The sequence below is a fragment of the Streptomyces sp. NPDC055243 genome (assembly GCF_044544025.1).
Lineage (GTDB): Bacteria > Actinomycetota > Actinomycetes > Streptomycetales > Streptomycetaceae > Streptomyces.
In genome coordinates this window covers 605,658-619,434 of sequence record NZ_JBITWR010000002.1, presented here as the reverse complement: position 1 = coordinate 619,434, position 13,777 = coordinate 605,658, and the positions used below count along the sequence as shown (strand labels likewise).

The window sequence follows — 13,777 nt, the reverse complement described above, 5'->3', positions numbered from 1 at the left end:
CACCCATACGGCCTCACTCATCAGCCACACCCCGCCCCGGCCCTCTGTCGACCGCGTCGAGCAGCGTCCACAGCACGTCGCACTTGAAGCCGAGTGCCGCGACGGCCCGCTCCTGCTCCTCCCGGGTGCGCGCCCACTCCATGACGAGGCCGAGCGCCTCTTGCCCGTCGCGGCTGCCCTGCTCCACGCGGGTGCGGAAGTACGCGAGGCCCTCCACCTCGATCCAGGGATAGTGCCGCTCGAAGGCCTCGATCCTGGTCCGCATCAGATCCGGTGCCGACAGCTCGGTGAGCGAGGCGGCGACGGCGTCGAGCGCGGGCCGCAGACGGCAAAAGTTGACGTATCCGTCGACCGCGAGCCGCACTCCGGGCAGCACCCGCGATGCGTCCAGGAGCTCGCCGCGCTCGACCCCGGCGGCCTCGCCGAGCCGCAGCCACCGCTCGATGCCGCCGTCGCCGTCCTTCTCCCCGTCGTGGTCCTGGATCCTGCGCACCCAGCCGCGTCGCAGCGCCGGGTCGTCGAACTTGGCGAGGATCAGGGCGTCCTTGACGGGGATGTGGCGCTGGTAGTGGAACCGGTTGACGATCCAGCGGCGCAACTCCTCGCGGGTGAGGGCGCCTTCATGCATGCGTACGTTGAAGGGGTGCCGGTCGTGATAGCGCTCGGCCGAGACGGCGCGCAGCCGCTCGGTGAACTCGCCGGGTGTCCAGGGAGCCGTCGGAGCCGTCACAGCTCGATCACCATCCGTTCCGCCGCGACTTCGATTCCCCACTCCGCGAGGAGCTTGTGCTGTTCTGCGTGCGGGTTCCCGAGCGGGTTGGTGTTGTTGAGGTGGGTGTAGAGGCAGCGCCCCGGCAGCCGCGCGAGACGGTGCGCCGTGCCGCCGGGCCCGGTGACGGGCAGGTGGCCCATGCCGGTGGCGGTGCGGGTGGAGAAGCCGGAACGCAGGGGTTCCTCGTCGTCCCAGAAGGTGCCGTCGACGAAGACGCAGTCGGCGTCGCGCGCGGCGGCGTCGAAGGCGTCGGACCAGACGGCGAGGGCGGGGGCGTAGAGCAGGGTCCGCCCGGTGCCGGGATCGCGCAGCCGAAGAGCGACGGACCAACTGTCGGTGCTGTCCGGGGAGTTGGCGGCGTACCGCGGCTTCTTGGCCGAAAGGGGCACGGCGCTCACGCTGATGCCGGACTCCCCGTCCAGCGGGCGGTCGCCGCCAAGGGACAGCTCGCGCCAGCGCACCGGCGTGTACGGACCGAGGACGGCATCGAGCCGCAGCCCCTCCCGCACGGCGTCGAGGACGGGCGGGGTCGCCACGACGTCGACGCCGCCCCGCGCCTCGCGGAGCCGGGCGATGCCGAGGGTGTGGTCGAGTTCGGCGTCGGTCAGGACGACGCCCGCGACGGGGGTCTGCCGGGCTCCGGGCCCGGGGTGGAGTTCCGGGGCGTCCTCGATCTGTGCACCGATGTCGGGGGTGGCGTTGACGACGTACCAGCGCCCCTCCCCCGCGCGTACGGCGAGCGAGGCGTGCCGGCGGCGGCGCTCCGGGTGGGCGCGTGCCCCGGTGCACCCGGGACACGCGCAGTTCCACTGGGGAAGACCGCCGCCCGCCGCGGTGCCGAGCACCTGCAGCAGCATGGCGGCGGGGTTACCGGTCGGCGCTGCGGTACGCGGTCACTTCGAGCGCGGTCTCCACGACCTCGTACTCGGGCGTCTGCCATGCGGTGACGGCTTCCGCCACTTCCGGCGTGGTGGGGTTCTGGTCTTCATTCATGGGCGTCTGGCTGCCTTCCTGAAAAGTGGGGGTTCAGGAGTCGCACCGTTCGCAGAGCGGCCGGGTGATGGAGGTAAAGCGGGTGCGGTGGTGCGTTCACCAGGCGTTCACATGAGTGTTCTGCGTTCAGTGACGTGCAATAGAGTTGCCGCATGACGGAACGCGGTCAATGGTGCGGACCAAAAAACGCCGGGACTTCACCCGGGAGTGTTCAAGGAATGCAGCACCGCACCTGATCGTTGACCATGGGAGTACCAACCGACGACACAAGGATCGAGAGCTCGTGAGCAAGGTCCCCCCGATCATCCTGAACAATGGCGTCGAGATGCCGCAGCTCGGCTTCGGCGTCTGGCAGGTACCGGACGACGAGGCCCGGTCGGCCGTCGCGACGGCGCTGGAGGCCGGGTACCGCAGCATCGACACCGCTGCCATCTACGCCAACGAAGAGGGCACCGGAAAGGCCATCGCCGAATCCGGCATCGCCCGCGAGGAACTCTTCGTCACGACGAAGCTCTGGAACGCCGACCAGGGTTACGACTCGACGCTCCGCGCCTTCGACGCCTCCCTGGAAAAGCTCGGGCTCGACCAGGTGGACCTGTATCTCATCCACTGGCCGCTGCCTTCCAAGGGCCTGGCCGTGGACACGTACAAGGCGTTCGAGAAGATCCAGGCCGACGGCCGCGCGAGGTCCATCGGCGTCTCGAACTTCCTGCCCGAGCACCTGGAGAAGCTGATCTCCGAGACGTCGGTCATTCCCGCCGTCAACCAGATCGAACTCCACCCGCACCTCCAGCAGCGCGCCTCCCGCGAGTTCCACGCGGAGCAGGGCATCGCCACGGAGGCCTGGTCCCCGCTCGGCCAGGGCAAGGGCCTCCTGGAGGTCCCGGCGATCATCGCGATCGCCCAGAAGCACGGCCGCACGCCGGCCCAGGTCGTCCTGCGCTGGCACCTCCAGCTGGGCAACGTGGTGATCCCCAAGTCCGTGACGCCGTCGCGGATCAAGGAGAACATCGACGTCTTCGGCTTCGAGCTCGACCCCGAGGACATGGCGGCGATCAGCGCGCTGAACGAGGACCGGCGGCTGGGTCCCGACCCGGTGACGTTCGACGTGGTCTGAGTCTGTCGGACGCACATCGTCAGACGCACGCAGTCGGACGCACGTAGTCAGACGCACCCTGAAGGGCGTCGCCCCCGGCCTGTGCCGGAGGGCGACGCCCTTCAGTCCGTCCGTGCGGGAGCCCGCAGCCCGCCTACTCCTTGACCCCCACATGCACCGTCTGCACCGACAGCAGGAACACGTCGGGCCGGTGGTGCAGGCTCTGTTCGTCGTTCGCGTCCAAGAGGCGGTCCACCGTCGCCAGGTCGTCGGCGTCGAGTGTGTCCGCGTGCATCTCGCGGCGGCGGGAGAGCTCGGTGACGAGGTGGGCGCGGGCCGAGTCGGACACCGGGGCCGGCAGGTCCAGGAGGAACGAGCGGGTGCCCGCGTGGCGCAGGCCCGCTTCGGTCAGGAGCCGGGGCCAGTCCTCCGTGACCTCCTTCGCGCCCGGCAGCTCCGCGCGCATCTGGGTGAACCACTTCTCGTCCGCCAGGTCGAAGCGGGTCTGGAGTCCCGGTCGGCCGAAGCCGATGTCGCGGGGCAGGCTGCGGGGGCTGAGGCCGCCCTCCAGGAGTGCGATCGCGCCGCCCGGCGCCAGGCGGTCCGCGAGGGCGGCGAGGGCCGCCTCCTGGTCGCCCACGTGGTGCAGGGCCCGGCCGATCCAGAGGAGGTCCGCGGGCGGCAACGTGCCGATTCCCTCCGGGAGTTCCGCCTGGAGCGTGCTGATCCTGTCCGTCAGGCCCTCCCGGGCCGCCCGCTCCCGTGCGCGCTCCAGGAGCGGCTCCGCCGGGTCCACGGCGATCACCTCGGCCTTGGGGAAGATCTCGGCGAGGAGGAAGGAGATGCTGCCCGAGCCGCTGCCCACGTCCGCGATCAGGGCCGGTTCCGGCTGCCAGGTGCGCAGCCACGCGGCGATCTCGCGGTTCTGCGGGGCGGCGAGCTGTGCGTGCCGCTCCAGCATCGGGCCCATGGTGGCCCAGTCGATGTCCTCGTGGTGGTGGCCGTGCTTGTGGCCGTGCCCGTGGTCGTGAGCCATCGTCTGCCGCCGCCTTCGCATGTCGGGAGTGGGTCCCCCGGGCGGATCTCCGGGAGCCGTACCCAGCCTGCTTCGCGTCTCCCTTCCTCGCCAGTTTCCTTGCGGTTTCGGCAAATGGGGTGGGCTGCGGCTCAACCGGTGGGCGGCCTCCGGAACGACCTGAGGGTGAACCGCGGGTCGGGGCGCGGCACTTCCTGGTCCGGCAGTGCCGCCAGGCCCGCCGCGAGCCGTGCGGCCAGGGGGCCGTCGGGCGGTATCCGGGTGAACCAGCCCCGGTGGAGGTCCTCGACCGTGGAGCGGGGCGTGCGGCCCTGGCCGTGGCCGCGGAACAGGGCCTCGCCCGCCGGTGTCAGGCCCCGCGCGGCCGCGTACGCCTCGACCGCCTGGGCGCGGTCGGCCGCCGGGCGCACCGGGCGCGGGGCGAGCACCGTGTCGATGTCGCTGCCCACGTCGTGCGCGGCGGCCTTGTCGACGGTCGTGACGAACACGCCGCCGGGCCGCAGCACCCGGGCACATTCGGCGACGACCGTCGCCGCTTCCTCGGCACCGGACAGCAGGTGCAGCAGCCACACCGCGCTCACGGCGTCGAACGAGGCGTCCGGGAACGGGAGTTGGCGACTGTCGCCCAGCACGACGGCGCCCGGGAGCCGTCCCGACGCCATGCGTGCCATGTTGAGGGCCGAATCGACCCCGGTCACCCGCAGGCCCGCGTCGGCCAGCCGCCGGGTGACCAGGCCCGTGCCGCAGGCCACGTCCAGGAGGGTGCGGGCGTGCGGCGGCAGCAGGCCGATGACGGCGGCGGCAGCGGCGTCGGCGCGGGGCTCGCCGCCGCGCGACGCGTCGTAGCGGTCGGCCTCCTTGCCGTAGTCCAGCATCGGCGCTCAGACCGCCCCGTGCGCGACCGCCAGCTCCTCGACCTTGCGGGCCAGGTCGAAGTCGAGGGTGGTGACGGCGCCGCCCGCGCTGTGCGTGTTCACGGACAGGGAGACGGTGTTGTAGCCGAGCGTCAGCTCGGAGTGGTGGCCGAGCTCTTCCTGGACCTGCGCGACGTGGACGACCATCGCGGTCGCCGCGAAGTGCGAGCCGAGCCGGAAGGAGCGGGTGATCCGATCGCCGTCGAGCGACCAGCCGGGCAGCTCGGCGAGCCGCTCCTCGACGTCCTTCTGTGACAACGGTTCGAGTGACATGGCCGCGCCCCTTTCCCGTGTGTACGGCGTTCGTACGGCGTGCGTACAACGTACGGGTGTACGTATATCCCTCAGCCTGCCACAGCGCCTCCCGCAAGGCCCTGATCAGGCCACCGGCCGCCTGGGACGGTGCCGCGGAACCCGGCGGTTCGCGAACGCCTTCGATTACTGTCTGGGTATGACAACTGCCGTGTCCACCAAGGAAAGCACCGGCGTCGGCCCGCTCCTGCGCGGCTGGCGCGAGCGGCGCAGGGTGAGCCAGCTGGAGCTGGCCCTGCGCGCCGACTCCTCCGCACGGCACATCAGCTTCATCGAGACCGGCAGGTCACGCCCGAGCGAGGAGATCGTCCTGCGCCTGGCCGAGCACCTCGACGTACCCGTGCGGGAGCGCAACTCGCTGCTCCTGGCGGCCGGTTACGCGCCCCGCTTCCGGGAGACCCCGCTGGACGACCCCTCGATGGGCGCCCTGCGGGAGGGCCTCGAACAGCTGCTGCGCGGCTACGAGCCCTATCCCGCCCTGGTCGTCGACGCGACGTACGACGTGATCGCGGCGAACCGCGGCATCGCGATGATCCTCGACGGCGTCCCCGAGCACCTCCTGCGACCGCCCCTGAACGCCATGCGGCTCACGCTCCACCCCGAGGGCCTCGCCCCGAAGATCCGCAATCTGCGCGAGTGGCGGGGGCATCTGCTGCACCAGATGGAGCGGCAGATCGCGCTGCAGCGGTCCGACGCGCTGCGCGCGGTGTACGAGGAGGTGGCGGCGTACCCGGTGGAGGACCCCGGTGTCGACGTCTTCGAGGCGGCGGGAGCGCAGAGCGAGGTGCCGTACATCGCGCTGCCCCTGCGCATCGAGCACGACGGGCACCTGCTCTCCTTCGTCTCGTCGATCTCGACCTTCAACACCCCGATGGACGTCACGGTCGCCGAGCTGGCCATCGAGACGCTGCTCCCGGCCGACCCGGCGACGGTCAAGTACCTCCAGTCGTCGGCGTCCTAGCGGCCGGTGAAAGGGAACATCATGCGGACCGAGGAGTTCAGCGGCGGCCGTCACGACGACGCGGACCTGACGCGCGCCGACTCGCTGGCCCGGGAGATCTTCTCGGGCGTGGCCAACAAGTGGGCGCTGCTGATCATCAACGCCCTGGCCGACCGGACGCTGCGCTTCACCGAGGTGCGGACCGCGGTGGACGGCATCAGCCACAAGATGCTCACGCAGACCCTGCGCGGCCTCGAACGCGACGGCGTCGTGCACCGGACGGTGTACGCCACCGTGCCGCCCCGCGTCGAGTACCGCCTGACCGAGGCGGGCCGAGGGCTGCTCGCCACGGTCGACGGCATGTGCGCCTGGACGCACCGGTACCTCGCGGAGATCGAGGCCGCCCGCACCCGCTTCGACGCGCGCGGCGCCGACGCGCCCCCGCGGGCCTAGGGCCGCAGGGCCCGCAGCGCCGCGTACTGCAGGGCGGCGAATCCGCCGACGGTCACGGCCTGGAGCAGGGTCCACACCGCGCCCGCCGTGCTGGGCGAGAGCCAGGCCACCAGCGCGACGACACTGAGCACCGCCCAGGCCGCGTTCGCCTCGATCACTCCGCGGACGGGCAGCGTGGGCGGACTCTTGCGCGAGGCGAGGTAGCCGACGCCCGCGCCGTACGCCGTGAGGAAGACGCCGAGGCCGAGCAGGAGGCCGGCGTCGACGCCGAGGAAGCGCCCGAGCGGGCCCGAGGCGGCAACGTACGCGAGGCCGTTTCCGGTGGTCACGACCGCGTCGAGGGCGAGGAAGCGGCGCAGCATGGTCTTCGGGTCGTTCGTGCGGGCCAGGGCGGTGAGCGGGTGTGCGGAGTACGTCGACATGAGGAACCGGCCTCCATCAGCGGAAGGGAAAGGGGGCCGGACCCGGGCCGGAGTGCGCCGGACCGGATCCGGTGGGACCACCCTGCCGGGCGCCCGCGCGAGGGTCGATTACCTCAGGGGTAAGGCTGCCGCCCGGGGCCCGCCCCGCAACCCGTACGGCGGTCGCCGCCGTGTGCCCCCGCCGCCCCGCGCCTAGGTTCGTCGAAAGGCAGACTTAGGGAGCTCAAGGGTGACAGAGACGACCGAGCCCGGCGCCGCGCTGCTGCGCGCGGGGAAGTTCTTCCGCCGGGGCACCGCCGCCCCCGACCTGCACAGCATCGGCCTGGTCGGCGGCCGGGACGCGGACGCCTTCTACCGGGACCGGTGGAGCCACGACAAGGTCGTGAACTCGACGCACGGCGTGAACTGCACGGGCTCCTGCCGCTGGAAGGTGTACGTCAAGGACGGCATCATCACCTGGGAGACCCAGCAGACCGACTACCCCTCCGTGGGCCCCGACCGCCCCGAGTACGAGCCCCGCGGCTGCCCCCGAGGCGCCGCCTTCTCCTGGTACACCTACTCGCCGACCCGGGTGCGCTACCCCTACCTGCGCGGCGTGCTCCTTGAGATGTACCGCGAGGCGAAGTCGCGCCTGAAGGACCCGGTCCTGGCCTGGGCCGACATCCAGGGCGACCCGGAGCGGCGCCGGACCTACCAACAGGCTCGCGGCAAGGGCGGGTTGGTGCGGGCGACGTGGGACGAGGCCGTCGAGATCATCGCGGCCGCGCACGTCCACACGATCAAGACGCACGGCCCGGACCGGGTCGCGGGCTTCTCCCCCATCCCCGCGATGTCGATGGTGTCGCACGCGGCGGGCGCCCGCTTCATGTCCCTGATCGGCGCGCCCATGCTGTCCTTCTACGACTGGTACGCGGACCTGCCGGTCGCCTCGCCGCAGGTCTTCGGCGACCAGACCGACGTACCGGAGTCGGGCGACTGGTGGGACGCCGCGTATCTGATGATGTGGGGCTCGAACGTCCCGGTCACGCGGACGCCGGACGCGCACTGGATGGCCGAGGCGCGCTACCGCGGCCAGAAGGTCGTGGTCGTCGCGCCCGACTACGCCGACAACGCCAAGTTCGCCGACGAGTGGCTGCACCCGCACCCGGGCACGGACGGGGCCCTGGCCATCGCGATGGGGCACGTCATCCTCAAGGAGTTCTTCGTCGACCGGCAGACGGACTTCTTCACCGACTACGTCCGCAAGTTCACCGACCTGCCCTTCCTGGTGACACTGACCGAGCGCGACGGCGCGTACGTCCCCTCGAAGTTCCTGCGCGCCACCGACCTGGGCCAGAGCGGCGAGGGCGGCGACTGGAAGACGGCCGTCCTGGACGAGAACACCGGGCATCCCGCCGTCCCGAACGGCTCGCTGGGCTTTCGCTGGACCGAATCCGGCAAGGGCAAGTGGAACCTGGAGCTCGGCAACATCGAGCCGCAGCTCTCCCTGCACGAATCGGACGTGGCGACGGGCGTCGAGGTGCTGCTCCCCCGCTTCGACACCGAGGGCGGCACGCACGGCCAGGGGCGTGGCGAGATCGTGCGCCGCGGGGTGCCCGCCACGCGGCTCGGCGGCCAGGACGGGCCGCTCGTCACGACGGTCTTCGACCTGCTGCTCGCGCAGTACGGCGTCGGGCGCGAGGGGCTTCCGGGCGAGTGGCCTGCCTCGTACGAGGATGCCGACGCGCCCGGCACCCCGGGCTGGCAGGAGGCGCACACCTCGGTGCCGGCCGCGAAGGCGGTGAAGATCGCGCGGGAGTTCGCGAAGACCGCCGAGCAGTCGCGGGGCCGCTGCATGATCCTCATGGGGGCGGGGACCAACCACTGGTTCCACTCCGAGACGATCTACCGCGCCTTCCTCGCGCTGCTCCAGCTGACCGGCTGCCAGGGCCGCAACGGCGGCGGCTGGGCGCACTACGTCGGGCAGGAGAAGTGCCGTCCGGTGACCGGCTGGGCGACGCTCGCCGGTGCCGGCGACTGGAGCAGGCCGCCGCGGCAGATGATCGGCACCGCGTACTGGTTCCTGAACACCGACCAGTGGCGCTACGACAAGTTCGCCGCCGACGTGCTCGCGTCGCCGCTGGGCGAGGGCCGGTTCGCGGGGATGACGGGCGCCGACTGCCTCGCCCTCTCGGCGCGCACCGGCTGGATGCCCTCCTATCCGACCTTCGACCGCAACTCCCTTGAGCTGGGGGAGACTTCGGGCGCTTCGGGCGACCCGGTCGCCAATGCCGTCGACGAACTCAAGGCGGGCACCCTCAACTTCGCCTGCGAGGACCCGGACGCCCCGGAGAACTGGCCGCGCGTCCTGACCCTGTGGCGCGCCAATCTGCTCGGCTCGTCGGCCAAGGGTGCGGAGTACTTCACCAAGCATCTGCTGGGCACGCACTCCTCGCTGCGGGCCGATGAGGCGTCACCCGGTGAGCGGCCCTCGACGGTGACGTGGCGCGAGGAGGCCCCCGAGGGCAAGCTCGACCTGCTCGTCTCGCTGGACTTCCGGCAGACCTCGTCGACGCTGCTCTCGGACGTGGTCCTGCCCGCCGCGACCTGGTACGAGAAGCACGACCTGTCCTCCACGGACATGCACCCCTACGTCCACTCCTTCACGCCCGCCGTCGACCCCCCCTGGCAGGCCCGCACCGACTTCGACGCGTTCAAGGCCATCGCGGAGCGGCTCAGCGAGCTGGCCGTGGACCATCTCGGCGTACGCAAGGACCTCGTCGCCACCGCGCTCCAGCACGACACCCCCGGCGAGACGGCGCAGCCCGGCGGTGTCGTCCTGGACTGGCGCAAGGGCGAGTGCGAGGCGATCCCGGGCAAGACCATGCCGGGCCTGACGGTGGTCGAGCGGGACTACACCGCGATCGGCGCGAAGTTCGCGGCGCTCGGCCCCCTCGCGGAGAAGCTGGGCCTGCCCGCGAAGGGCATCGCCCTGCGGCCCGACCAGGAGGTCGACGAGCTGCGCGAGCGCAACGGCGTCGTACGCGGCGGGCCCGCCGACGGGCGCCCCGCCCTGGACACGGCGATCAAGGCGGCGAACACCATCCTCGCCCTGTCCGGCACGACCAACGGCCGCCTCGCCACGCAGGGCTTCCACACCCTGGAGGCGCGCACGGGCCAGGAGATGGCACACCTGGCCGCCGAGCACGAGGGCAAGCGCATCACGTACGCGGACACGCAGGCGGCGCCCGTCCCCGTGATCACCTCGCCCGAGTGGTCGGGAAGCGAGTCGGGCGGGCGCCGCTACACGGCGTTCACGCTCAACACCGAGCACCTCAAGCCCTGGCACACGCTCACCGGGCGCCAGCACTTCTTCCTCGACCACGACTGGATCCACGAGCTGGGCGAGGCGATGCCCGTCTACCGGCCGCCCCTGGACATGAACCGCCTGTTCGGGGAGCCGCGCCTGGGACCTGACGGCGAGAGGGAGGTGACGGTCCGCTATCTCACCCCGCACAACAAGTGGTCCATCCACTCCGAGTACCAGGACAACCTCTTCATGCTGTCGCTCTCCCGGGGCGGACAGTGCGTCTGGATGGCGCCGCAGGACGCGGACGCGATCGGCGTGAAGGACAACGACTGGATCGAGGCGGTCAACCGCAACGGCGTGGTCGTCGCGCGGGCGGTCGTCTCGCACCGGATGCCGGCCGGCACGGTCTACATGCACCACGCGCAGGAGCGCACGGTGAACGTCCCCAAGGCGGAGACCACCGGCAAGCGCGGCGGCATCCACAACTCCCTGACCCGCCTGATCCTCAAGCCGTCCCATCTCATCGGCGGCTACGCCCAGTTGTCGTGGGCCTTCAACTACCTGGGGCCGACGGGCAACCAGCGCGACGAGGTGACGGTCATCCGCCGTCGCAACCAGGAGGTCACGTACTGATGCGCGTCATGGCACAGATCGCGATGGTGATGAACCTCGACAAGTGCATCGGCTGCCACACCTGCTCCGTCACCTGCAAGCAGGCGTGGACCAACCGCGACGGCATGGAGTACGTCTGGTTCAACAACGTCGAGACCCGTCCGGGCCAGGGCTATCCGCGCCGCTACGAGGACCAGGAGAAGTGGCGCGGCGGCTGGGAGCTGAACAAGCGCGGCGCCCTGAAGCTCAAGAACGGCGGGCGGATCAAAGCCCTCCTGGAGATCTTCTCCAACCCGAAGCTGCCGGAGATCAAGGACTACTACGAGCCCTGGACGTACGAGTACAAGAACCTCACCGACGCCCCCCTCGGCGACGACTACCCGGTCGCCGAGCCGCGCTCGCTGATCAGCGGCAAGCCCATGAAGATCGAGTGGTCGTCGAACTGGGACGACAACCTGGGCGGCGCCACCGAGTACGGCGATCTCGACCCGATGGTGGCCAAGACCCGCGAGAAGGCGGCCGAGAAGGTGAGGTTCGCCTTCGAGCAGACCTTCATGTTCTATCTGCCGCGCATCTGCGAGCACTGCCTGAACCCGGCGTGCGTGGCGTCCTGCCCGTCCGGCGCGATGTACAAGCGCGAGGAGGACGGCATCGTCCTCGTCGACCAGGACAGCTGCCGCGGCTGGCGCAAGTGCGTGACGGGCTGCCCGTACAAGAAGGTGTACTTCAACCACCGCACCGGCAAGGCCGAGAAGTGCACGATGTGCTACCCGCGCCTTGAGGTGGGCCTGCCCACGGTCTGCTCGGAGACGTGCGTGGGGCGGCTGCGGTATCTGGGCGTGATCCTCTACGACGCCGACAAGGTGACCGAGGCCGCGTCGGTCACGGACGACAAGGCGCTGTACGAGGCCCAGTTGGGCGTCTTCCTCGATCCGGAGGACCCCGAGGTGCGGCGCGAGGCCGAGCGGGCCGGGATCGGGCACGACTGGGTGGAGGCGGCGCGCCGCTCCCCCGTGCACGCGCTGATCAGCAAGTACAAGGTGGCGCTCCCGCTGCATCCGGAGTACCGGACGATGCCGATGGTCTGGTACATCCCGCCGCTGTCCCCGGTCGTGGACGCGCTGAGCGAGACCGGGCACGACGGCGAGGACCTGGACAACCTCTTCGGCGCGATCGACACCCTGCGCATTCCCCTGGAGTACCTGGCGGAGATCTTCACCGCCGGTGACGTGGGTCCGGTGCGCTCCTCCCTGGAGAAGCTGGCGGCGATGCGGGCGCACATGCGGGCCATCAACCTCGGTGACCGGCCGGACAGTTCGGTCGCCGACGCCGTGGGGATGTCCGGCCAGGAGATCGAGGAGATGTACCGGCTGCTGGCCATCGCCAAGTACGAGGACCGCTACGTCATCCCGACCGCCGCCGTCGGGGACGCGCAGCGCCTGGAGGAGTCGGCGCTGCCCGACTCGTGCAGCCTCGACTTCGAGGACGGTCCGGGGATGGGCGGGGACGGCCCGTTCGGTCAGGACTCGGGCCGCAAGCAGCTGCCGCTGGTGACCATCGAGAACTTCCACGCACTGCGGGACCGGCAGACCGCCGACGAGCAGCCCTCCGCCACCGACAAGGACACCCTGTGAGCGACCATGCCGTGCTCTACCAGGCAGCCGCGCACTGCCTGTCCTACCCGGACGACGAGTTCCGCGCACTGCTGCCCCAACTGAGCGCCGCCGCACCGCAGTTGGAGAGCTTCCTGACGCACGCGGCGGCGGCCGACCCGTCCGAGCTCGCCGCGCACTACGTCCAGGTCTTCGACTTCAAGAACCGCCACAGCCTCTACCTCAGCTGGTGGCGCGACGGCGACACACGGCGGCGCGGGATGGCCCTGGTGCGCTTCAAGGAGGTCTACCGCGAGCACGGCATGGAGTTCACCGGCGAGGAGCTGCCGGACTTCCTGCCCGCGGTCCTGGAGTTCTCCGCGCACGCGGGCCCGGTCCTCCTGGAGGAGCACCGGCCGGGTCTGGAACTGCTGCGGCTGGCCCTCACCGATTTCGGCACGCCGTACGCGCCCGTGCTCGAAGCGGTGTGCGCGACGCTGCCGGGGCCTTCGCCGAAGGACCGGGCCGAGGCGCAGGCGCTCGCCCGGTCGGGGCCGCCGCGGGAGGACGTCGGCCTTGAACCCTTCGCACTGATCGGGGAGCACTGATGAGAACGCTGCTGTGGGGCGTCATCCCGTACGTGGCCGTCGTCCTCCTGGCGGCGGGCCTCTTCTGGCGCTACCGCTACGACAAGTTCGGCTGGACGACGCGCTCCTCGCAGGTCTACGAGTCCAAGCTCCTGAACATCGCATCGCCGATGTTCCACTACGGGATTCTGTTCGTCCTGGTCGGGCACCTGGTGGGCCTCTTCGTCCCGGAGTCGTGGACGGAGAAGGTGGGCGTGAAGGAGCACACGTACCACCTGTTCTCGCTGTACGGCGGCACGGCGGCGGGCGTCCTGCTGGTCCTCGGCATCCTGCTGCTGCTCTACCGGCGGCGCACGAACGCGCCGGTGTTCCGGGCGACGACCGCCAACGACAAGCTGATGTATCTGGTGCTGTTCGCGGCGATCGTGCTCGGCATGGTGGCGAAACTGACGCACGCCTCGGGCGACGGCTACAACTACCGCGAGTCCATCGCCCCTTGGGCGCGCAGCCTGTTCACCCTTCAGCCGGACACGGAGCTGATGGCGGGGGTGCCGGTCCTCTACCAGATCCATGCGGTGGTCGGCCTGGCGCTGTTCGCGCTGATTCCGTTCACACGCCTCGTGCACATGTTCAGCGCGCCGGTGCAGTACCTGTTCCGGCCGTACGTCGTGTACCGGAGCAAGGACCCGCGCAGGGTCGGGGCCCGTCCGGAGCGGCGGGGGTGGGAGAAGACGGGGTCCTAGCTCCCACCCCGTCAGG

At 70.8% G+C, this 13,777-nt stretch carries 14 protein-coding genes; 7 read left to right on the top strand and 7 right to left on the bottom strand.

The window, feature by feature from the left end:
- Positions 1 to 13: 13 nt before the first annotated feature.
- From pqqC to pqqA, 3 genes are read right to left on the bottom strand one after another with little or no spacing between them, the layout of a single operon-like run.
- The gene (gene pqqC, locus ACIGXX_RS07645) at positions 14 to 730 is read right to left on the bottom strand and encodes a pyrroloquinoline-quinone synthase PqqC (protein ID WP_351159251.1); all 717 of its coding nucleotides are present in this window, start codon (positions 728 to 730) and stop codon (positions 14 to 16) included.
- Positions 727 to 1,629: a pyrroloquinoline quinone biosynthesis protein PqqB gene (pqqB, locus tag ACIGXX_RS07640; protein WP_383817783.1), complete on the bottom strand. Its 903-nt coding sequence runs from the start codon at positions 1,627 to 1,629 to the stop codon at positions 727 to 729. The genes pqqC and pqqB overlap by 4 nt, the downstream gene beginning before the upstream one ends.
- 10 nt (positions 1,630 to 1,639) lie before the next feature.
- A complete protein-coding gene (gene pqqA, locus ACIGXX_RS07635; protein WP_361044163.1) occupies positions 1,640 to 1,765 on the bottom strand; it encodes a pyrroloquinoline quinone precursor peptide PqqA in 126 nt (41 codons plus the stop codon).
- Positions 1,766 to 2,090: 325 nt separating this feature from the next.
- On the opposite strand from pqqA, the gene ACIGXX_RS07630 reads away from it, so the two are divergent.
- Entirely contained in the window at positions 2,091 to 2,882 is a 792-nt protein-coding gene (locus ACIGXX_RS07630; RefSeq protein WP_351159405.1) for an aldo/keto reductase, read from the top strand.
- A gap of 133 nt (positions 2,883 to 3,015) precedes the next feature.
- On the opposite strand, the gene ACIGXX_RS07625 is transcribed toward ACIGXX_RS07630, so the two are convergent.
- From ACIGXX_RS07625 to ACIGXX_RS07615, 3 genes are all read right to left on the bottom strand, one after another.
- Positions 3,016 to 3,897, bottom strand: coding sequence for a class I SAM-dependent methyltransferase (locus ACIGXX_RS07625; protein ID WP_351159242.1), 882 nt, complete (start codon positions 3,895 to 3,897; stop codon positions 3,016 to 3,018).
- A 131-nt stretch (positions 3,898 to 4,028) separates the two neighbouring features.
- Positions 4,029 to 4,772, bottom strand: coding sequence for a class I SAM-dependent methyltransferase (locus tag ACIGXX_RS07620; RefSeq protein ID WP_361461807.1), 744 nt, complete (start codon positions 4,770 to 4,772; stop codon positions 4,029 to 4,031).
- A gap of 6 nt (positions 4,773 to 4,778) precedes the next feature.
- Positions 4,779 to 5,084, bottom strand: coding sequence for a 4a-hydroxytetrahydrobiopterin dehydratase (locus tag ACIGXX_RS07615; protein ID WP_351159237.1), 306 nt, complete (start codon positions 5,082 to 5,084; stop codon positions 4,779 to 4,781).
- A 178-nt stretch (positions 5,085 to 5,262) separates the two neighbouring features.
- Here ACIGXX_RS07615 and ACIGXX_RS07610 point away from each other — a divergent pair, with 178 nt between their 5' ends.
- Positions 5,263 to 6,084 carry a helix-turn-helix transcriptional regulator gene (locus ACIGXX_RS07610; RefSeq protein WP_351159235.1) on the top strand — a complete coding sequence of 274 codons (822 nt, stop codon included), beginning with the start codon at positions 5,263 to 5,265 and terminating at the stop codon, positions 6,082 to 6,084.
- A 21-nt stretch (positions 6,085 to 6,105) separates the two neighbouring features.
- Positions 6,106 to 6,516 (top strand): helix-turn-helix domain-containing protein, encoded by a 411-nt coding sequence (locus ACIGXX_RS07605; RefSeq protein WP_351159232.1) that lies wholly within the window; start codon positions 6,106 to 6,108, stop codon positions 6,514 to 6,516.
- Here ACIGXX_RS07605 and ACIGXX_RS07600 read toward each other — a convergent pair.
- Positions 6,513 to 6,938, bottom strand: coding sequence for a hypothetical protein (locus tag ACIGXX_RS07600; RefSeq protein ID WP_351159229.1), 426 nt, complete (start codon positions 6,936 to 6,938; stop codon positions 6,513 to 6,515). The genes ACIGXX_RS07605 and ACIGXX_RS07600 overlap by 4 nt on opposite strands.
- Before the next feature lie 229 nt (positions 6,939 to 7,167).
- Here ACIGXX_RS07600 and ACIGXX_RS07595 point away from each other — a divergent pair, with 229 nt between their 5' ends.
- The 4 genes from ACIGXX_RS07595 to narI are packed head-to-tail and all read left to right on the top strand — an operon-like array spanning position 7,168 to position 13,761.
- Positions 7,168 to 10,860, top strand: coding sequence for a nitrate reductase subunit alpha (locus ACIGXX_RS07595; RefSeq protein ID WP_399973601.1), 3,693 nt, complete (start codon positions 7,168 to 7,170; stop codon positions 10,858 to 10,860).
- Positions 10,860 to 12,473, top strand: coding sequence for a nitrate reductase subunit beta (gene narH, locus ACIGXX_RS07590; protein ID WP_366461810.1), 1,614 nt, complete (start codon positions 10,860 to 10,862; stop codon positions 12,471 to 12,473). The genes ACIGXX_RS07595 and narH overlap by 1 nt, the downstream gene beginning before the upstream one ends.
- The gene (gene narJ / locus ACIGXX_RS07585; RefSeq protein ID WP_366461811.1) at positions 12,470 to 13,039 is read left to right on the top strand and encodes a nitrate reductase molybdenum cofactor assembly chaperone; all 570 of its coding nucleotides are present in this window, start codon (positions 12,470 to 12,472) and stop codon (positions 13,037 to 13,039) included. Before narH ends, narJ begins: the two co-directional genes overlap by 4 nt.
- A complete protein-coding gene (narI, locus tag ACIGXX_RS07580) occupies positions 13,039 to 13,761 on the top strand; it encodes a respiratory nitrate reductase subunit gamma (RefSeq protein ID WP_351159218.1) in 723 nt (240 codons plus the stop codon). The genes narJ and narI overlap by 1 nt, the downstream gene beginning before the upstream one ends.
- Positions 13,762 to 13,777 lie beyond the last annotated feature (16 nt).